Source organism: Candidatus Spongiisocius sp., assembly GCF_965221825.1.
Classification (GTDB): Bacteria; Actinomycetota; Acidimicrobiia; order Spongiisociales; family Spongiisociaceae; genus Spongiisocius.
In genome coordinates, this window is sequence record NZ_OZ244917.1 from 2,435,656 (window position 1) to 2,455,366 (window position 19,711).

Annotated in this window: 18 protein-coding genes and 2 pseudogenes; 8 read left to right on the forward strand and 12 right to left on the reverse strand. The window is 66.2% G+C overall.

From position 1 onward, the window contains the following. Positions 1–18: 18 nt before the first annotated feature. The 7 genes from ACOQPD_RS11415 to ACOQPD_RS11445 all read left to right on the forward strand — a co-directional run bounded on the left by ACOQPD_RS11415 (position 19) and on the right by ACOQPD_RS11445 (position 9,084). Positions 19–1,062 carry an ABC transporter permease gene (locus ACOQPD_RS11415; protein ID WP_420612077.1) on the forward strand — a complete coding sequence of 348 codons (1,044 nt, stop codon included), beginning with the start codon at positions 19–21 and terminating at the stop codon, positions 1,060–1,062. Next, positions 1,059–1,889, forward strand: coding sequence for an ABC transporter permease (locus ACOQPD_RS11420; RefSeq protein WP_420612078.1), 831 nt, complete (start codon positions 1,059–1,061; stop codon positions 1,887–1,889). The genes ACOQPD_RS11415 and ACOQPD_RS11420 overlap by 4 nt, the downstream gene beginning before the upstream one ends. Next, positions 1,886–2,845, forward strand: a complete 960-nt coding sequence (locus ACOQPD_RS11425; protein WP_420612079.1) for an ABC transporter ATP-binding protein — start codon at positions 1,886–1,888, stop codon at positions 2,843–2,845. The genes ACOQPD_RS11420 and ACOQPD_RS11425 overlap by 4 nt, the downstream gene beginning before the upstream one ends. Beyond that, positions 2,842–3,807: an ABC transporter ATP-binding protein gene (locus ACOQPD_RS11430; RefSeq protein WP_420612080.1), complete on the forward strand. Its 966-nt coding sequence runs from the start codon at positions 2,842–2,844 to the stop codon at positions 3,805–3,807. The genes ACOQPD_RS11425 and ACOQPD_RS11430 overlap by 4 nt, the downstream gene beginning before the upstream one ends. Continuing rightward, on the forward strand, positions 3,804–5,843 hold the full coding sequence (locus tag ACOQPD_RS11435; protein WP_420612081.1) for a hydantoinase/oxoprolinase family protein: 2,040 nt from the start codon (positions 3,804–3,806) through the stop codon (positions 5,841–5,843). The genes ACOQPD_RS11430 and ACOQPD_RS11435 overlap by 4 nt, the downstream gene beginning before the upstream one ends. Before the next feature lie 947 nt (positions 5,844–6,790). Further along, entirely contained in the window at positions 6,791–7,024 is a 234-nt protein-coding gene (locus tag ACOQPD_RS11440; protein ID WP_420612082.1) for a type II toxin-antitoxin system HicB family antitoxin, read from the forward strand. 380 nt (positions 7,025–7,404) lie between these two features. Then, entirely contained in the window at positions 7,405–9,084 is a 1,680-nt protein-coding gene (locus ACOQPD_RS11445; RefSeq protein WP_420612083.1) for a hydantoinase B/oxoprolinase family protein, read from the forward strand. Between the two features lie 55 nt (positions 9,085–9,139). On the opposite strand, the pseudogene ACOQPD_RS11450 reads toward ACOQPD_RS11445, so the two are convergent. From ACOQPD_RS11450 to ACOQPD_RS11460, 3 genes and pseudogenes are all read right to left on the reverse strand, one after another. Then, positions 9,140–9,277: pseudogene (locus ACOQPD_RS11450) on the reverse strand (type II toxin-antitoxin system RelE family toxin); the annotation flags it as partial. 10 nt (positions 9,278–9,287) lie between these two features. Continuing rightward, positions 9,288–9,404: pseudogene (locus ACOQPD_RS11455) on the reverse strand (AbrB/MazE/SpoVT family DNA-binding domain-containing protein); the annotation flags it as partial. A 27-nt stretch (positions 9,405–9,431) separates the two neighbouring features. Continuing rightward, positions 9,432–9,815: a nitroreductase family deazaflavin-dependent oxidoreductase gene (locus ACOQPD_RS11460; RefSeq protein ID WP_420612084.1), complete on the reverse strand. Its 384-nt coding sequence runs from the start codon at positions 9,813–9,815 to the stop codon at positions 9,432–9,434. A 448-nt stretch (positions 9,816–10,263) separates the two neighbouring features. Between ACOQPD_RS11460 and ACOQPD_RS11465 the strand changes: the two genes are divergently transcribed. Then, complete coding sequence (locus tag ACOQPD_RS11465) at positions 10,264–11,043, forward strand: class I SAM-dependent methyltransferase (RefSeq protein ID WP_420612085.1); 780 nt, start codon at positions 10,264–10,266, stop codon at positions 11,041–11,043. Positions 11,044–11,697: 654 nt separating this feature from the next. Here the strand turns inward: ACOQPD_RS11465 and ACOQPD_RS11470 are convergent. The 9 genes from ACOQPD_RS11470 to ACOQPD_RS11510 all read right to left on the reverse strand — a co-directional run bounded on the left by ACOQPD_RS11470 (position 11,698) and on the right by ACOQPD_RS11510 (position 18,968). Next, positions 11,698–12,252 (reverse strand): adenosylcobinamide amidohydrolase, encoded by a 555-nt coding sequence (locus ACOQPD_RS11470; protein WP_420612086.1) that lies wholly within the window; start codon positions 12,250–12,252, stop codon positions 11,698–11,700. A 93-nt stretch (positions 12,253–12,345) separates the two neighbouring features. Next, on the reverse strand, positions 12,346–14,028 hold the full coding sequence (locus ACOQPD_RS11475) for a CHAD domain-containing protein (RefSeq protein ID WP_420612087.1): 1,683 nt from the start codon (positions 14,026–14,028) through the stop codon (positions 12,346–12,348). Between the two features lie 88 nt (positions 14,029–14,116). Further along, the gene (locus ACOQPD_RS11480; protein WP_420612088.1) at positions 14,117–15,133 is read right to left on the reverse strand and encodes a TRAP transporter substrate-binding protein; all 1,017 of its coding nucleotides are present in this window, start codon (positions 15,131–15,133) and stop codon (positions 14,117–14,119) included. 77 nt (positions 15,134–15,210) lie between these two features. Next, a complete protein-coding gene (locus ACOQPD_RS11485; protein ID WP_420612089.1) occupies positions 15,211–15,714 on the reverse strand; it encodes an adenosylcobinamide amidohydrolase in 504 nt (167 codons plus the stop codon). A 127-nt stretch (positions 15,715–15,841) separates the two neighbouring features. After that, entirely contained in the window at positions 15,842–16,378 is a 537-nt protein-coding gene (locus ACOQPD_RS11490) for a hypothetical protein (RefSeq protein ID WP_420612090.1), read from the reverse strand. Between the two features lie 302 nt (positions 16,379–16,680). Beyond that, positions 16,681–17,076 carry a CHAD domain-containing protein gene (locus ACOQPD_RS11495; protein ID WP_420614387.1) on the reverse strand — a complete coding sequence of 132 codons (396 nt, stop codon included), beginning with the start codon at positions 17,074–17,076 and terminating at the stop codon, positions 16,681–16,683. After that, entirely contained in the window at positions 16,970–17,524 is a 555-nt protein-coding gene (locus ACOQPD_RS11500) for a CHAD domain-containing protein (protein WP_420612091.1), read from the reverse strand. The genes ACOQPD_RS11495 and ACOQPD_RS11500 overlap by 107 nt, the downstream gene beginning before the upstream one ends. Before the next feature lie 114 nt (positions 17,525–17,638). Then, a complete protein-coding gene (locus ACOQPD_RS11505; RefSeq protein ID WP_420612092.1) occupies positions 17,639–17,812 on the reverse strand; it encodes a hypothetical protein in 174 nt (57 codons plus the stop codon). Between the two features lie 448 nt (positions 17,813–18,260). Next, positions 18,261–18,968, reverse strand: coding sequence for a hypothetical protein (locus ACOQPD_RS11510; RefSeq protein ID WP_420612093.1), 708 nt, complete (start codon positions 18,966–18,968; stop codon positions 18,261–18,263). Positions 18,969–19,711 lie beyond the last annotated feature (743 nt).

Consider the following 19,711-nt stretch of genomic DNA (forward strand, 5'->3'; position numbering starts at 1 on the left):
CTGACCACCTAGAAGACGATGCTCTCTTACGTGACCCGGAGGCTGGCAGCCCTCATCCCGATCCTGATCGGGGTCACCCTGCTCGCGTTCATCGTCTCCCATGCCCTTCCCGGGGATCCGGCCCGGCAATACGCCGGCATCAACGCCTCCGAGGCCCAGGTGGAGGCCATCCGGGAAAGGCTGGGACTCAACGAGTCGCTGCCCGTGCAGTACTGCGTCTATATGATCGGCGACACGTGTCTGGGGGGATCCGGGAAAGGCGGGCTCATCCGTGGAGACCTCGGCGAGTCGATACGCACCGGGTTCTCGGTCGCCCAGGACGTGGGCGCCAGGCTGCCGGCGACCATCGAGATGGTGGCCGCCGGAATGCTGTTCGCCCTGGTCGTGGCCCTGCCCCTAGGGGTATGGGCGGCGGTGCGAAAGGGCAAGCTGCTCGACAGGTTCTGCCGTTTCATCTCGACCCTGGGGGTAGCGGTCCCCGACTTCTGGCTGGCGATGATCCTCCTGCTGATCTTCTTCATAGTCCTCGAATGGCTACCCGGACCGGTGGGACGCCTGCCGATCGGCGCGACGCCCCCTGACGGCCCCACCGGCCTGTACGTGATCGACTCACTGGTGAGCGGCGATTGGGAGACATTCCGGACGGCGGTCAAGCACCTGCTCCTGCCCATGGTGGCGATCGGGTTCCCGGCCGTCGCCCCCATCCTCCGGCTCACCCGCAACGCCACCCTGTCGGTGCTCAACTCCGACTACATCGCCTTCGGCCGTGCCGCCGGCCTGCGGGGGGCGCCGCTCTACCTGAAGTACGTTCTCCGCAATGCGCTGCCGGGCGCGGTGACGATGGCCGGACTGATCGCCGGATACATGATCGGCGGTGCGGTGCTGGTGGAGAGGGTGTTCTCCTGGCCGGGAGTGGGCCTGTACGGCTACAACTCCCTCATCAACACCGACTACCCGGCCATCCAGGCCTATGTCCTGCTGTCCGCCGTCACCTACACGGTGATGTTCCTGGCGGTCGACCTGGTGCAGTCGGTGATCGACCCGAGGGTGAGGCTGAAGTGACCGCCCGCAAGTACGACGCGCGGCTGATCATCGGGCTGACCATGTTCGGGTTCATGGTGGCCGTGGCGGTCTTCGCCCCGCTCATCGCCCGCAACGATCCGCTGGCCATCGACCTGACCAACCAGTTCGTCCCGCCGTCGGCGGACCATTGGTTCGGAACGGCCAGCCTCGGTTTCGACGTTTTCGCCCGGGTCGTCTACGCCGCCCGCCACGACCTGCTGATCGCAGTCTCCGCGGTGGCTCTCTCCATCGCCATAGGCCACCCGATCGGATTGCTGGTCGGCTATGTCGGCGGGTGGGGCGACTCGGTGACCATGCGCTGCCTGGACGTGGTCCAGGCCTTCCCGGCTCTCGTGCTGGCGATCGGCGTCCTGTCCGCCCTCGGTCAGGGAGTCCGCAACCTCATCCTCGTGATCGGGATCGTGGGCGTGCCCACCTTCGTCCGCCTGGTGCGGGCTGAGGTCCGCTCCCTCCGCGAGCACGCCTACGTGGAGGCCGGCCGGGCGGTGGGCAACTCGCGGTCCAAGATCCTGGTGCGTTACATCGCCCCCGGCACGGTCGGCACGGTGGTCACGCAGGCGGCGGTCAGCTGCGGCTGGGCGGTCCTGCTCGCCGCCGCCCTGGGCTTCATCGGCCTGGGCGTGCCGCTTCCCGAGCCCGAGTGGGGAGCGATGATCGCGGAAGGAATACCCGAGATGAGGCGGGGAGGCAGCTGGTGGATACCCGTCTTCCCCGGTATCGCCATCGCCATCACCGCCTTCTCCCTGATCCTCATCGGCGAGTCGGTGGCCGACCTCGTGGAGCCCACGCGGAGGAAGTCACGATGAGCGCCCTCCTCGAAGTCCGGGGCCTCGAGGTGGCGATCGGTGGCCTCCCCATCCTCCGCGGGGTGGACATGGAAGTGAGGCCGGGTGAGATCCTGGGCGTGGTGGGGGAGACCGGGGCCGGCAAGTCCATGACCGCCCGCTCCATCCTCGACCTGCTGCCTGCGAAGGCAACCGCCTCCTTCGCCACCTGCGCCTTCGCCGGGCAGGACTTCATTCCCCCCAAGGCGCGCCAGGAGGCCCGCGGTCACCGGATCGGCTTCGTGCCCCAGCGGCCCCGCGGCAGCCTCAACCCGGTGTTCCGGGTCGGCAACCAGCTGTCCGCCACCCTCCGCCGCCTCCGGGACATGGGCAGGCGGGATGCAAGGCGCGAGGCCCTCGACCTGCTGCGCTCGGTGCGCATCACCGACCCCGCGCGGGTTTACCGGTCGTTCCCCCACGAGCTGTCGGGCGGCATGTGCCAGCGGGTGTGCATCGCCATCGCCCTGGCCGGCGAGCCCGAGCTGATCATCGCCGACGAGCCCACCACCGGCCTAGACGTCACCATCCAGGCCGAGATACTCAGGCTGCTGGGCGAGGTGATCTCCGAGCGCAATGCGGCCGGCATGCTGATCACCCACGACCTGGGGGTGGTCGCCGATGTCTGCGACCGGGTGGCGGTCATGTACGCCGGGCGGGTGGTGAACGTTGGCGCCACGGCCGAGATGTACCGAGAGGCCCTGCATCCCTACCCCAACCGGCTGGTATCCATCGCCACCTCGCTCGACTCGGGCGGCACGCCCAGAGAGGTTCCAGGACGGGTCCCCAATCCGGGCGATGACCTGGCCGCCTGCGCCTTCGCCCCGCGCTGCTTCCGGGCCGGGCCGGGTTGCTTCGACGAGGAGCCACCCCGGGTCGCCAGGGCCGGACAGGTCGCCTTCTGCCACCACCCCATCGACACCGGGATGGTCCCGAGATGACCGCCGTCGACACCCTGGCGGTCAGGGACCTCACCAAGGTCTTCAAGATCAAGACGGGCGGCTTCCGGCATGCCGACCTCAAGGCGGTCGACGATGTCACCCTCTCCATCCCCGCCGGGAGGACCCTGGCGGTGGTGGGGGAGTCGGGATCGGGCAAGACCACCCTGGCCCGGCTGATCCTGAGGCTGCTCGAGCCCACCGAGGGGACGGTGCTTCTCGAGGACACCGACATCACCGGGATGAAAGGGGCGATGCTGGAGGAAATCCGGGCCCGGATGCAGATCGTCTTCCAGGATCCCTACGACTCCCTCTCTCCCTGGCAGACGGTGGGACGGACCGTAGCCGAGCCGTTGCTGTTGCACGAGCACCTCACCATGAAGCAGGCCACCGGTCGGGTGGCCGACATGCTGGAGCGGGTCGGCCTCAGCCCCGAGCACGCCCGCCGCTACCCCCACGAGCTCTCGGGCGGCCAGGCCCAGCGGGTGGGCATAGCCCGGGCGATGATCACCAGGCCCGCCCTGGTGGTGCTGGACGAGCCCACCTCGTCCCTGGACATGTCGGTCCAGTCCCAGATACTCCTGCTGCTCCAGTCCCTCCAGGAGGAGATGGACATCTCCTACCTGTTCATCTCCCACGACCTGTCGGTGGTCCGCTACATCGCTCACGACCTGGCCGTCATGTACCTGGGGAAGGTGGTCGAGTCGGGTCCGGCCGCCGAGATATTCGCCTCTCCCCGCCACCCCTACACCGAGGCGCTGCTGCGAGCCGCCCCCCGTCCCGACCCCGCTCACAAGACCGACCACGTCTACCTGGTCGGCGAGCAGCCCTCCGCCCTGGACCGGGCCCCCGGCTGCCCCCTCTACGGGAGGTGCCCGATCTCCGAAGACGTCTGCGCCGGCACGCCCCAGCAACTGGTCGACATCGGCGCCGGCCACCGCGCCGCCTGCTGGAAGCGGACTTGAAGCTCCGGGTAGCAACCGACATCGGCGGCACCTTCACCGACGTGGTGGTGTTCGACCCGGACCTCGGCCGCTACACCACCGCCAAGGCGCCCAGCCGGAGCGAGGACCTGGCCGGAGGGGTGATGGACGCGCTCGGGCTGGTGGTCGACGACCCGTCCGGGGTCGAGTCCTTCGTGCATGGCTCCACGGTGGGTCTCAACGCCTTCCTCCAGCGGCGCGGCGAGCGGGTAATCCTCCTGGCTACCCGGGGCGCCAGCGACATCTACCACGTCGCCCGCGGCAATCGCCTGGACATGTTCAACATCCGCTACCGCAAGCCCGTCCCGCTCATCCCGCGCCGGGACATCATCCCTATCGGCGGGCGGCTCGACTGCGAGGGCAACGAGCTGGCCCCCCTAGACCACGAGGACCTGCGCCTGGCGGCCGAGCGCATCCGGTCGGAGGACGTCCGCTCGGTGGCCGTAGCCTTCCTGTTCTCCTACGTCGACCCGTCCCACGAGCTGGCCGCCGCTCAGATACTCGGGGACCTGCTCCCCGGAGTGTCGATATCCCTCTCCCACCAGGTGGCGTCCGAGTGGCGCGAGTACGAAAGGACCGCTTCGGCGGTGATGGACGCCTACATCGCCCCCGCCGTCTCCCGCTACATGGCCGACCTCTCCACCCGCCTCAATGACCGGGGCATGGAGGCGCCCCTGCGGGTGATGCAGTCCAACGGAGGCGTCATCTCCGCCCGCTCCGCCTCCGAGCGGCCCCTCCAGACCCTCCTGTCCGGCCCGGTGGGCGGGGCGGCGGGCGGGGTGGCCCTCTCCGAGATCCTGGACCGGCCCAACCTGATCTGCATCGACCTGGGCGGCACCAGCTTCGACGTGAGCCTGATCACCGCCGGGCACGCCGACAGCTCCCCCTCCGCCCTGCTGGAGGGCCTCCCCGTGCTGATGCCGGTGGTGGACATCCACACCATCGGGGCCGGCGGCGGATCGCTCGCCTACCTGGAGGCCGGAGGTCTGCGGGTGGGACCCGAGAGCGCCGGCGCCCATCCCGGTCCCGCCTGCTACGGGCGGGGAGGAACCCAGCCCACCGTCACCGATGCCAACCTCTACCTGGGCAGGATCGACCCCGGATACTTCCTGGGCGGCAACCTCACCCTCGACGTCGATGCGGCCGAACAAGCCCTGGAGGACCTGGGCGCAAGGCTCGGGCTGGACGGGGAGAGGCTGGCGCTGGGCATCATCGAGGTCATCAACGCCAAGATGTCCCAGGCGATCCGGACCCTCACCGTGGAGCGCGGCATCGAGCCGCGGGAGTTCAGCTTGGTGGCCTTCGGAGGCGCCGGCCCCATGCACGCCGTGGCGCTCGCGCAGGAGCTGGGCATCGCCGAGGTGATCGTCCCCCCCGACCCCGGCGGCTTCTCAGCCTGGGGCATGCTGCAGTCGGCGGTCCGCCAGGACTTCAGCGAGGCCTTCTTCCGCGACTTCGCCGACCTCGACACCACCGAAGTGGAGGCCCGCTTCGCCGATCTCGGCGAGGAAGCCGTCTCCAGCCTGCTCGGAGAAGGGGTGGACCACGACCGCATCTCCCTCATCCAGCGCCTCGACATGCGCTACCAGGGACAGGAGCACACCCTCACCGTCCCCCTCCCCAACGGCTCTTCCCCATCTCCCGACGGCCATCTCGAGGCCCTGCGCCGACGCTTCGAGGACACCTACCGCGCCCGGTACGGCCACTCCAACCCGGAGGCCTCGCTGGAGACCGTGAACCTGAGGCTCACCGCCCTCGGCGATGTGGGACGTCCCCTCCTCCAGCCCGGATACCGCCCCGATCACCCCTCCGATGCGCCGTCCAAGACCACCCCGGTCCTGTTCGCGTCGGGTTCCTACCCCACCGCCCGCTTCCACCGGGAGTCCCTCGTACCCGGCCATGCCATCGCCGGCCCCGCCATCGTGGAGGAAGCCACCGCCACCACCGTCATCCCCCCCGAAGGCACCGCCACCATCGACGAGTACGGCTGCCTGGTGATCAAGGCCCCACCGATCTAGTCCGTTCTGGTCAGCACGGACCGCAGCCCTGGATTCGCTCAGGGGAGGGCTGTCAAATGATGGTGACGGCGATGTGGATTCTCAGCTGCGGGCATCGGCCGCGGTTTAACGGATATCTCGCGTTTTCTCGTGTAGCTCGGCGGCTATTCCTGAACTGACCTGTCTACCCAAGAGTTCGGCTTGTTGCTGATTCAAAGCCGCCTGTGAGGATGCTTCGTGTGCCTGGGCATAGTTCAAGGTTGCCTTGCTCCGATGCCCCACGAGCCGGATTACCACGTCCGCGAGCGTGCCACCGGCTGTGATCCATAGTGCCCAAACTACGTGCGTGGGGATCTCGGCGATCATAGGGAGGCCGCGGGCTCGCTACGAAGTTCCGCTAGGTCGTGGATAGCCTCATCCACGATACTGTCGTCCCATCCGAGGAGGCCCTTTACCTCGTCACGGGTTATCGACGGTCTGCTATCCAAGAGGGTAAGCAATCGATTGGCTCGCCTTCCTCGTTCGCTCCCGTTCGATGGTCGTTCATGGCGGAGACGCGACAGTTGTAGCTGGGCACTCTCAACGGCGTCGTATGCTGACTTAACCACGGTGAAAGCGGTGATGGCTTCCTGTGGCCATGAGCGCGCCGGTACATCCTGATCGGCGGGGAGGGGCGTTGTCGCCGGTGGGACTATCTCGTTCAGTAGTTCGTATAGGTCCGTGTATGCACGGGTCAAGCCAGCGTGAGCCTTTCGCAGGACATCGTGTTCAGTCCGCACCTTCGTCATCTCGTTAACTCCCTCGTCAGGGCAACGGCAACACCCATGTGCCGAAGCCGTCTGTGTCCTCCCAGGTCCGGTCGTCAGATAACGATACATGGGCCACCTGCCCCTTATGCCTTTACCAAGGCTAATAGCTGACAGATCACCGTTGTCTCTGAATGATATCGTAATACAAACTACGGGACTATGACATCCCCCAAGATCGCTCGATGGGCCATGGTGACGATCGCTAACGCCGAAGTGGAGGCTATCAGCGACCCTCCCGGCTACTTCGCAACCGTTCCGGTCTGCCGCGGCGCTTGGGCCTGCGGGTCCACCCGGGAGGCTGCCATCCACGAGCTGGAAGAGGCGCTGGCCGATTGGGCCGAGGTACCTACAAACCGGGAACCCGCCCATCCCTACCTGTCGTGGGCGGATTAAGGTCGACTGCTGAGCGAACGCGGCTCGGATGGTGCCCAGCGGCGCGAATCCTATAGTTTGAGTGGCGCAAATCGCATAGTTTGGATGGCGTAAATCACATAGTCTCCCTCGATCATGCCTGCTAGACACCACTTTTGGTCTCGGTGCGGTTCTGTACGCCGGGCAGTTCCCGTTCCGGATCGCTGATCGCCTGTGGGCTTTGCCCATCGGCGCACTCTGGCGCGCACCTGTATCACCGGTCACGGCCGGGCGGCCACCGCCCTCCGAAGGATGAACGGAGATTACGGCGGACCCTGGTTCCGGGACTACGGTGAGGCGGACCGTGCCTTACCGCGCCACTCCTAGTGAACGGATGCCTTGACAATCGGAGCCACTCTCGAATGAAGCCCGACCCGATCACCATCGAGATCCTTCGCAACGCCTTCATCATGGCTGCCGAGGAGATGAACGCGGCGCTGATCCGCTCCGCCTACACGCCGGTGATCTACGAGTCCAAGGACTGCGCGGTGGCGCTGATCGACAGCAACCACCGGGTGCTGGGCCAGTCCTCGGGAGTGCCGCTGTTCCTCGGCAACCTGGAGGCCTGCACCCTCGCCACCGAGGAGATGTACGGGCGGTCGGTGTGGGGTCAGGGCGACATCTGGATCATGAACGACGCCTACCTGACCGGCACCCACATGCATGATGTCACCGTCTTCGCCCCCATCTTCTACCAGGGCGATCTGGCCGGCTTCGCCGCCTCCCGGGCCCACTGGCTGGACATCGGCGCCAAGGATCCCGGAGTGCCGATGGACTCGACGGAGATCTTCCAGGAAGGTGTCCGCCTGCCTCCCACCCTGGTGGTGAGAAACGGCGAGCCCGTGGAGGACATCTGGAGCATCATCGAGAGCAACGTGCGCTTCCCCCGCTCGGCCATCGGCGACATGACGGCCCAGTTCGCGGTGGCCTCCATCGGCGAGCACCGCTTGGGCGCCCTCTTCGACCGCTACGGGCGAGACACCGTGGAAGCCGCCGCCGAGGAGATCTTCCGCCAGAGCGAGCAGCTCGACCGCGAAGCCATCCGGGCCATCCCCGACGGCGAATACACCGCCGAGGGCTTCCTCGACTCCGACGGGGTAGGACACGAACCTGTCCGCATCAAGGTCAGGATCACCGTGGAGGGGGAGCGCCTGCTATTCGACCTCACCGGGACCGACGGACCCGGCCGGGGCCCCATCAACTGCGGGGCCGTCCAGACCCTGTCCGCCTGCCGCCTGGCGTTCAAGTACCTGTTCAACTCCCACCAGCCCGTCAACGGAGGCACCTTCCGCCCCCTCGAGGTGAAGACCAAGCCGGGTTCGATCCTGGACGCCCGCTCCCCGGCCGCCTGCCAGTTCTACTTCACCCCCCTGGGCCTGATGATCGACCTGATCTGCAAGGCCCTGTCTCCCGTGCTCGCCGGCACGGTGCCCGCCGCCCACTACGGGGACGGCATGATCTTCCAGTTCACCGGCATCAACCCCCGCACCGAAGAGTTGTTCCTCGACAACGAGCCCCATGTGGGCGGATGGGGCGCCTCCCGGGGCCAGGACGGCGAGGACGGGATGATCTGGACCCTGTCGGGCAACTTCCACGACATGCCCATCGAGGTGTTCGAGTCCAAGTTCCCCGCCCGGATCACCGACTACGGCTACCGCCAGGACTCCGCCGGCCCCGGCCGGTGGCGGGGAGGCAACGGCATCATCCGGGAGTACCAGATGACCACCGACACCGAGATGAGCCTCTGGTTCGAACGCTCCGGCAACCCCGCCTGGGGCCTCCTAGGCGGCAAGGACGGAGCACCTCCCGACGTGGTCATCAACCCCGGAACCCCCGACGAGACTCGCCGCCTCAAGACCAACCGCATGCCCCTCCGCAAGGGCGACACCGTCCGCTGCTTCACCGGCGGCGGAGGCGGCTACGGCGACCCCCTAGACCGCGACCCTGAAGCCGTCCAAGCCGACCTAGCCGACGGCCACATCTCCGCCGATTACGCCCGGCGCCACCACGGAATCGATTACGAGAGTCTCAATATCAGCTGACCACCTCCATGGGTCTTGTCCTCCCTCGCTCGCGGGTCGTTGAGGTCAGAGGTCATCAGCGGTATACGTCCCTTCTTGGACCAACCGTGAGCACGACAACGCAGCCCTCCGTTACCTCGTAGATGACTCGATGGGAACGTCCCAGGCGCACGCTGCGTTTGCCCTTCAAAGGTCCTACGAGCTTCTTGCCGAGGTGAGGTTCGTTGGATCAGGAGTCCTCCCTCGGTGGGAGTCAATTCCACCTCGACATTGTGATTCAGGCCGAATCGTTCCCGCAGCTCCTTGGGTATCGTGATCTGTCCCCTCTCCGATATCCGCATGACATCTCCGTCAGGAATCCTGGTGTCTCATTCACATTCTACGAGCCGGACCAGGGGGATCCGGCGGTCGGTGCGCTCCTGGTAGTGGGCGTAGCGTGGAGCGCCGGCGACCCGCTGCTCCCACACCCTTTCCCGCTCGGCGCCGGTGATCGTCTCGGCGGTCGCCGCGAAGGTCCGTCCCATGTTCTGGACGATCACTTCGGGGTTCGCCCGCAGGTTGTGGTACCAGGCCGGGTGGTGATCGGCGCCGCCGAAGGATCCCACGATCACCATCGAGTCGCCGTCGGGCAGGTAGCTGAGGCACACCGTGTGCGGCTTGCCGGAACGACGGCCAATGGTCCGCAAGAGGAGGCACGGCATCCCTTCGACCCGGCCGCCGACCCTGCCTCTGGTCAGCTTGTAAAGGACCACATGCGTGCGCGAGATCCACGGGATGAACCAGCCCGGAGGCGTCCAGAAGTCCACTAATCCACGCTCGCGAGCATCATCGCCGCCTGCTCTGCCCGGTGACGCACGATCGAAGCATCCGAATCCCCGTTCCGGTACACCCGCGCCAGGTTAGGCTCGCAGCCGAGCCGGACGGGGTCCGGCCCATGTCGAGCGACGGCATCAGAACCGCACCACGGGGCCCGGGCTACGTGCGTTCCGGCACCCCGTCGTCGCCCCACTTCGATAACATTCGCTTAAGCCGACCGACCCGGTCCCATACGGAAGTGACTCCCATTCCGAACAACCCGACCAACTCGTCCCAACGCCGCCATGCCTGGGCGTTGACCATGACGCGGCCGCAGCCGGCGCCGATGCTCCGGGGGCCGAGTTGAGAGCGGCGGATCGATGGCGGGCTGAATTGGAGGCCTGGGTGATTCCCCAGAGGCTGCTCGATGCCGCGGAGGAGTCACCCTACGGGTGGGCGCCGTGGGTGTGGGAGCGCATGTCGGCCACTGCGCGCTCGTCACCGCCCCCGGTCACCCTCGAGATCGTCAGGGGTCTGGCCGGTGAGGACGGTTCGGTGCTCGATGTCGGAGCCGGGAGGGGTCGGGCCTCACTGCCGATGGCCTCGCTGGGTCACGACCTCATCGCGGTGGAGCCCGACGCCGGGATGGCTGACGGTTTCGAGGAGGAGGCGGCCCGGCTGGGCGTCTCCGCCCGGCTGATCCGGGGACGCTGGCCGGAAGCGGCGGGAGAGGTCCCGCCGACGGATGTCGTGGTGTCGGCCAATGTCGTCTACGACGTGGCGGACATCGGCCCCTTCCTGGTCGCTCTCGACGACACCGCCCGCCGTGGCGTGGTGATCGAGTTGACCGAGCTCCACCCCAGGGTCTATATCGCGCCCCTCTTCCGCGCCGTCCACAATGTCGACCGTCCGGATGGTCCGTCGGTCGAAGACCTGGTGGCCGTGATCATGGAGGAACTCGATGTCCGCCCCAATGTGGAACGGTGGGAACGACCCGTGATGCTGTGGTTCGAGGACTGGGACGAGATCATCGGCTTCTACGGGCAACGGGTGACCCTGCCGCTAGCCCGACGCCACGAGCTGCGGCCCCTCCTGGAGCCCCAGGTCACCGAGAAGGACGGCCGCCTGTACGTAGGGAACCGGATGGGTGGACACTGCACAGTGTGGTGGCGGAAGGACCAATAAGAAGGCCTGCGACGGCCACATTTCCCCCGCCTGCGCCCGGCGCCATCACGGCCTCGACCACCAAGACCTCACCCGCGGCTAAACGGGACCGGTCATTTCGCCCTTATGCCAGACGAACCTCTTGTGAGCCCGTGCCGGCCAACCTGCGGACAAGCACGAATCACGGGGAGCCACCAGTGAGTGCAAGAAAAGGGCCCCGTGCGTTCCGGGGCCCCGTCGCCGCCGCACTTCGGTTACATTCGGCTAACGTCCACTAACCGAGCGGACAGGCATCCATAACCGTATTCGTCCGCTGATCAATTTGGCAGGTGGTACAACCATCGGACCTTCGGCTCAGCCCGGTCCGTTTCACGACCCAGCATTCCGAACCGACCACCTACGCGACTCGGAACAGCACGATCTGATTCGTGTACCTTCGTCCCTCGACCGTACTCGGCCATGGGTGGTACGGCTGGGTTCGCGTAGCTGCCATCCTGCGTTTGAGCGGGACCAAGCGACGATCCCCTTCAACCACCCTCCGCCCCACGCCTGCCATCAGGTCGGCGATCCTGAGAGACCGAAGCTCGACGGGTAACCGCCGGATCGGTGCCTAGGGGATGTGCCCGGGAGGTGGACGTGATTGCAGGGCTGGCCTGACTGGCTGTGCGGATGCGTTCAGCCCCGTGGTTCGGCCCCGGCCCATACTGCCTGGTAGACGGCTTGGGCGATACTGGTACCCCACTGCGACCGCGGACCGGCGAACCGCTCCGCAGACGACTCGGCCGGCCACACGAGCGTGACCGCGTCGGTGGCGGTCCCGGTTCCCGGTACCCCGCGGGCCGCCAACGCCTGAGCCTTGGCCTCCGTGGCCGTGATCACAGCGTTCACCGCCGCCCCCGGATCCAGCCCGACCGGCAACTGAACCACGAGGTTGATCGTGCCTCCCACTGCCGGCGGGTCCGTCGCCGGCGTCCCGGCGGCCCAGGTGGGATGGCTGATCCCCACGGTGGCATCCACCGCCACACCTCCGGAGATGCAGCGTTGCCGCCGGCTCAGGTCCACGGCCGTGAACATCGCCACCCCGGGTCCCCGCAGACCCAACTCGGCCGCTACCTCCCCGGCGTGGTCGGAGAGGTCAATGCGGTCGTAGTCCGACCCGACACCGATGTTGAGCACCCACTCCGCCACACCCGGTCCACCACCCACGGGCGCCGACGACAGCACCGACACCGGAGACTCCCACCGCCACACCAGCACACCCGATGCCCGATGGCAGCAGGGACCAGGAAGGGTTCGACCAGGAGGCTCATCTGCCGTAACAGACTACGAGAGGATTCCGGCTGGACCACCGGTGGATTCGAACCGTTCCCACGCGGTAGCGAAGTCGGCGCGGCGCCTTGCAGCCCGGCGTTCCTGGGCACCGATGAGCCGGCCCAATGCGATGAGCCGGCCCCGGTTGCTGCTGCGCACGGGTAAGCCGTCGGCGTAGCGGCGGAGGAGTTGGCCGGCGACGCACGCGTCCTGGAACTCGCCCAGCACGTCCTGGAGTTTCTTCAGCCGCCTGATCTCCGCTTCGAGCAACTCGCCGTAGGCCGGGCGGAAGAACTCGAGGAGGTAGCGCAGCCGCTTGCACTGGATGCGCAACGCATGCAGCGCCTCATCGCCGGACTCCGACGTGATCTGGCGACCGCGGCGCACCACACCCCGGTGGCGCTTGCCGATGAGCAGCCGGGCGGCGTCGCCGACCGTGACCGAACCCGAGACCTCCATGTCGCGCGCAGACGGACCCCGTTCGAGGGATCGGGCGAAGCCTGCCTTCAGCCGCCCATACCGCCGGGAAGCAAGACAGGCCAGAAGGCGTCTCCGCTCCTCCCGCCACCGATCGTCCAGATGCTGTCGAAAGTCGTCCAGGTGCTCAGCATCCTCCGGCGGGATCTCGGACAGGAAGTGGGGGAGGTTCCCCATGGCGACGTCGAGATCCCGCACCCCACCGAGAACGGCCGCCAGCCACTTGAACTCGGGGTTGAACGAACGGATCGAGGCGGGCAGCACCTTCTTGAAGGCCTGCAATGCGGAACGGAGGCGGCGCGTGGCCACCCGCATCTTGTGTACCCCCTCGGGGTCCAGACCCTCCCAGGCCCTGGGCTCCTGGACGATCATCTCCGCGAACTGCCCGAGCAAGCAGCCGTAGGCCAGGTGAACGGCCGGATCGGCCGGCGAGGGCTCCCGATCCCGCCACACCTCCATGAACGGGGTGCTCGCCGGCAATACCATCCGGGAAGCCCGCGGGGGCGACAGGCCCGTGGTCTGCAGTCCCCGTTCGAACTTGCTCAGACGGGCTGCCAGCACGCCCGGGCGCTGCTGTAGCTCCCCGGCCAGCTGCCGTAGCGACTCCTCCCGACCCTCCCTCAGCTCAATCTCCAGCTCAACGAACGTCATCCGGCCCGGCGCCGGCTTCTTGACCGGGCCGTCTGTGGTGATGGTCGTCCGATCGATCCCCAGTTCCACCAAGGCGCCATCGGGCAGCCGGATGTCGAAGAGGCGACGGTGCGTCCGCACGCGGAATAGCTCCCGCAGGTCCCCCGAGCGGAGACCGCCGGACCGGTCGGCAACATGCTCGGCCACCAGAGGGTGGCTGCCGTCCTGCGGGAACGCCGGGACCCGCCGCTCGACCTCCTCACGCTTCTGCACCAACCCGTCCCGGAGCCGGCGGGATTTCAGGGTCATGATCCTGTCACCCGAGCGGTCGCGCCATCGATACGTCCACCCCGCCCTGAAGAGATGCCAGTCGGGGGTGTCCCAGTAATCATCCACGATGTCCACGCCCGAGGCCGACCGCACGTCATACGAGTCGAGAGAGTCGATCAGATCTCCGATGTGCGCGGCGTCCTCGATCAGGAACTTCGCCTCGGCCTCCGGATGAGCCGCCTCGATCGGAAGGTGCAGGTCCACCTCAGGCGTGTCCTCTCGCGGAGATCCCGGGACCGATCCCAGCCGTGAGACCATGACGTGGTCTCCTGTTCCGACACTCACGGAGTCTAGGGCGGGGGCTCCGATCAGGTGGCCGGTGATGATCCGTTGAGGCGGTGCATAGCTAGCCGGCTGCCAGCTCCAGCATGCGTTCGTACATGGCCCGGGCGTCGAAGCCGGAGTTGCCGTCGACCCAGTCGTCGACGACGCTGCGGGTGGCCTGTTTCCACTCCTCCAACTGGTCATCGTCGAGGCGGACCTTGACGATCCCGGCTTCCGCGTTCTCCTGGGCGGCGGTGATGCCGGCCCGGTCGTAAAGGCCGGCTGCGGCGGCGGAAACGGTCCTGAGGGACACATCGTCTATGGCCGCCTGCTGGTCCGGTGACAGGCTGTCCCACGTGTCGAGGTTCATCACCAGGAACCCTGCGAGGACGTAGCATCGGCACTCGGTGCCGCTCTCGATCACATCGACCAGGTTGAGGGCGGCCAGGGCCGTGTCAACCGTCAACAAGCCGTCGATCTCGCCGGCGTCGATAGCGGCCCGGATGTCAGGAGGGGACACAGTCACAGGGACAGCACCCAAGGCTCTGATCACCGCGGCCTGTACGGGGGTCGGCGACCGGAGGGTGAGCCCGGCTATGTCGGCCACAGCCGAAGCGGCGCCGTCCACCAGCCACAGGTCACCCGGGCCGGTGGTCCACAGACCCAGCACCTTCACGTCGGAGTACTCGCCGCGCAGCGCCTCGAACTCCTCGTACAAGGCCCACAGCGCGACGGTGCCTTCCGCAGCGCTGCCGAACACGAAGGGCATCTCCACCACGGCGGTGGCCGGGAACCGTCCCGGCGAGTACCCCTGCAATGCCCATCCGATGTCCTGGCCGCCCGCCACCACGTTCGCGTAGGTCTCCGCCGCCGGGCTGAGAGCCTGTTCGGGGTGGAACTCCACTCCCACGGTGTGGCCGGTAGCTTCCCAAACGTCCTCCGCCCACGGATCGAGGACCTGGACACGCAGCGGATGATCGGCCGCGAACGGAAACCCGAGACTGAGCGTCACCGGCTCGGATTCGTCCCCACCCGCACAAGCCGCCGCCATGACAACGGACACCACCAACGCCGCTAGAACCCGCCGCCGACCAGCCATCGAACCCTCACTCCTGAACAGTCGCTTCAAACCACCAGACCCTAATCCCACAACAGCGGAGCCACGACCGCTTGCCTTCAGCCCCTTGGTTCGGCTCCGGCCCATACCGCCTGGTAGACGGCCTGGGCGACTCTGGTGCCCCACCGTGACCGCGGCCCGGCGAACCGCTCCGCCGCGGCCCCGGCCGGCCACACGATCGTTACCGCGTCGGTGGCGGTCCCGGTTCCCGGCACCCCGCGGGTCGCCAACGCCTGGGCCTTGGCCTCCGTGGCCGTGATCACCGCGTTCACCGCCGCCCCCGGATCCAGTCCGACCGGCAGCTGCACCACGAGGTTGATCGTGCCTCCCACTGCCGGCGTCTCCGTCGCAGGCGCTTCGGCGGCCCAAGTGGGATGGCTGATCCCCACGGTGGCATCCACCGCCACACCCCCGGAGACACAGCGTTGCCGGCGGCTCAGGTCCACCGCCGTGAACATCGCCACCCCCGCTCCCCGCAGGCCCAGCTCGGCCATCACCTCCCCGGCGTGGTCGGAGAGGTCGGTCCGGTCGTAGTCCGACCCGACACCGATGTGAGCACCCATCCCGCCACGCCCGGTCCACCGCCCACGGGTGGCGAGGACAGCACCGGCATCGGAGTTCCCCACCGCCACACCAGCACCCCTCGATGCTCGCCGGTCGCAGGGACCAGGAAGGGCTCGACCGGAAGGCTCACCCGCTACAAAGGTCTACGACGTCTCGCAGCTCGCTCCAACCCACTGGCGCCGCGAGGCTGTCGAGCGTTGACACCCGTACGGTCCTCTGGGCGCCGAGCCGGTCGTCGAGCCTCCCGGTCGGGATCACCCAGAAGTTCCAGCAAGCCGGATCGGCGACGTTCTCGTTGTTCGCCGGCACTGCATGGTGAAGACAGAACACGTACACGTCAGCAGTTCGCCTAGGCGGATCGAAACTCTCCCACGCGTCGGTAGCTGCGTCCCAAGCCATCTTGCGGGGAGGGATCCGAAAGTTCGGCGTCGACCGGTTGCGAGGATTCCAACTCTGACTAAGACCGGAGGCCTTCACCTCGATCTTAAGATCCCCGTACCGCAGATCGACCGAATCCCACTCGGCCCGAGTGTCGCCGTCGCCGATGACGCCGAGTGCCTTCCCAACTAGCCACTCCGCGAACCACCCTCTGGCGGCGTTGTCGACGAGGTTCCCCAGAGCCCACTCCCGGAACCCACCGATGTCTAGAGGGCAAACGACCATCGCACGATCCTATCGACGGGCCTTTCGGACACGCCTACAGGTCTGCCGCCTGGGTGTCCTTCTCTGGCCTATCAGCCTCGTGGAGCGGACACTGCGACCGAAGGATCTTCGAACTCGTACGGTCCGGCTCGATCCGCCGTCCTGACGCTCTTCCGGACCTCAGGTACGTTTCGGGTTGACCGGGGCCTGAGTCTCTGCCAGGCGAGTGAGGAGTCCTGTTCGACCACCCGGGGAATCGAACCGTTCCCACGCGTCAGCGAAGTCGGCCCGGCGCGTCGCAGCCCGACGGTCCTGGCCGGCGATCAGCTGGTCCAGTGCGGTGAGCTGGCCCCGGTTGCTGCTGCGCACGGGTAAGCCTTCGGCGTAGTGACGAAGCATCCCGCGGGCCACGCACGCGTCCTGGAACTCGCCAGCACATCCTGGAGTTTCTTCAGCCGGGTGGTATCCGCCTTGAGCAGCTCGCCATAGGCCGGGCGGGAGAACTCGAGGAGGCAACGCAGCCGCTTGCATCGGATCCTCAGCGCATGTAGCGAGTCGTCGCTGAAGGCGGTTGTGATCGTATGACCACGGCGCAGCACACCCTGGTAGCGCTTACCGATGAGCAGCTGGGCGGCCTCGCCGATCGTGATCGAACCCAAGGTCTCCATAACCCGCGCAGACGGACCCCGTTCGAGCCGCCGCGCGAAGCCCGCCTTCAGACGTCCGTACCGCCGGCCGGCCAGGCAGGCCAGCAAGCGTCTTCGTTCCCTCCCGCCACTGATCGGCCAGATACTGCTGGTAGTCGTCCAGGTGCGCAGCATCTTCCGGGGGGATCTCGGACAGGAAGTGCCGGAGGTTCCCCATAGCGACGTCGAGGTCCCGCACGCCACCGAGAATGGCCGCGAGCCACTTGAACTCGCCGTTGAACGAAAGGATCGAGGCGGGCAGCACCTTCTTGAAGGCCCGCAGCGCGGAACGGAGGCGGCGCGTGGCCACCCGCATCTTGTGCACCCCTTCGGGATCCAGACCCTCCCAGGCTCGGGGCTCCTCGATGATCATCTCCTCGAACTGCTCGAGTAAGCGGCCATAAGCGAGGTGGATGGCCGGATCGGCCGGGCCGGGCGCCCGTTCCCGCAACGCCTGCACTAACGGAGTGCTCGCCGGCAACAACCATTCGAAGCCCGTGGGGGAAACCGGCCCTGGTCTGCAGTCCCCGTTCGAACTTGCTCAGACGGACGGACAGGAGCCCCGATCGTTGCTGTGTCTCGGCGGCCATTCGCGTTAGCGACTCTCGTGGCCCTCCTTCAGCTCGATCTCCAGCTCCACGAACGTCATGCGGCCCGGCGCCGGCTTCTTGACCGGGCCATCGGTGGTGATGGTCGTCTGGTCGATCCCCAGTTCCACCGATGCGCCATCGGGTAGCCGGATGTCGAAAAGGTGACGGTGCGTCTGCACGGAGAAGAGCTTCCGCAGATCCCTCGGCCGGAGACCGGAGGATCGGTCAGCGACATGCTCGGCAACCAGCGGGCGACCGCCGTCCTGCGGAAACGCCCGGACCCCGGTGCTCGACCTCCTGGCGTTTCTGTACTAGCCCGTCCCGTAGCTTGCGGGACTTCAGCGTCATGCTCTTGTCGCCCGAGCGGTCCCGCCATCGATACGTCCAACCCGCCCTGAACAGATGCCAGTCAGGCCTATCTCAGTAATCATCCACGACATCCACAACCGAGGCCGACCGCACGTCATAAGAGTCAAGAGAATCAACCAGACCGCCAACCTGCCCAGCGTCCTCGATCAGGAACTTCGCCTCGACCTCCGGAGGAGCCCTCTCAAGCAGTAAGGACGTGCCTTGTGCCGGCGATTCCCGAATCGATCCGAGCGGCGAAACCATACGAGCTTGATGTCCTTAACCCTCGGAACCAGTTGATAATCGGCTAATCGCCTCATTGCGAAATATCTGCACAATGGTCACTGCAAATTGGACCGCTGCTTCGGCTTCAGCCGTTGAGACATTACGGGGTTTAGTTGTGTCATCGGTACCATGGCGGTCGAACTGAGATGTCCAGATGGCTTCCATCATCTTTCTTACCGTCTCGACATCACCTATCAGTGTCTCCCATTTCCCTGGTTTGTCTCTAAGGGCGGAAACCATCTTGCCCAGAGTGGCTGCTTTGTCCATCGGCGTTACTACGGGACGAGCAGCAGCTTCAACCGCGCGCACAGCGTTATTGAAAGCATGACTAGAATTCGGATTTCGTCCATAAGTATAATGCCACGCATCTCGCAAGTATGCGGCGGCATTACCTGGTTGGGCTATCTCCGCTCGAGCTGCCTTCTCGGTAGTCACGTCAACTCTTCTTTCTAGGCAGTAGCGACCATCGAGATCAATGCCGACCGTCCACGCTGAGCCAGACTCATCGAGGATTCGTTCTAGTGCCTGCGCTGAACCGACACTCTTGTTACACAGATACAAACAGAAATCCAGAATATCCAACCCAACAGTATCTTCGGCTATCAGGTCCAGTAGGGAATTAGCCGCCTTTTGTGGTGATGACCAAGTGAGCTGTGTACGAATATGCCGCTCGGTCTGCTGTATTTGATGAGTCTTGGGCACCTTACGTCGTCGGTTGTCCGTTGAATAGAAAAAGCGGGATGCCCAGGACCGTACTCCCGAGTACATCCACGATGGAACCCCATCATGTAGCGCCTCGTATCTCTTGATAGAGTCTTTGTCCTGTCGAGCAGAGAGAGGAGGCCTTGGCATGGTGACGGCGTATGCTAACAGTGAGCCTCAGTGAACTTGTCTTCTCGTGAGGGGACCATCAAAGCTGCCACGAAGCGGTGCTACTCCCTCCGCCGGCTTCGTCGTGTCCCCTTGGCGCGGTGTCCCCGACCACCAACGTCTGGCTATATCGGCGCCACGAGCCAGACCCAGGTTGGTACCACTGCCACCTTTTCATGAGGGGTCGTGAGGGTCCGTCGAAGGCGGCGGCTACCAGGTCGTGGCGGTCCGCCACCGGAGACCGGGCCGGGGTATCGGGCTCGAACTCGGCATCCGCAGGGCCTCATGGGGCCACGGGGTAGGGAGTTTCACTGATCGAGACCGGGGAGTCTGACGATCGTCAATAGAGTTTCTGGGTATCGGCTTGGGTTTCGTAGGAACCGGTCAAGCATGAGACCGTTACCTGCCCTGGACTGCCAGTATCAGAGCGGACGGCCATCCCTTGGGTAACGTCCTTGGAAGCATGGCAGATCCCTCACCGACTTTCGGCTGGCGTGGGTACAGGAATTTCCTGAGCCTTTTCGGCTTGGCGATTCTCGGCGGCGTGGTTGCCCTTGTCTTCGTCGGTGGACGTC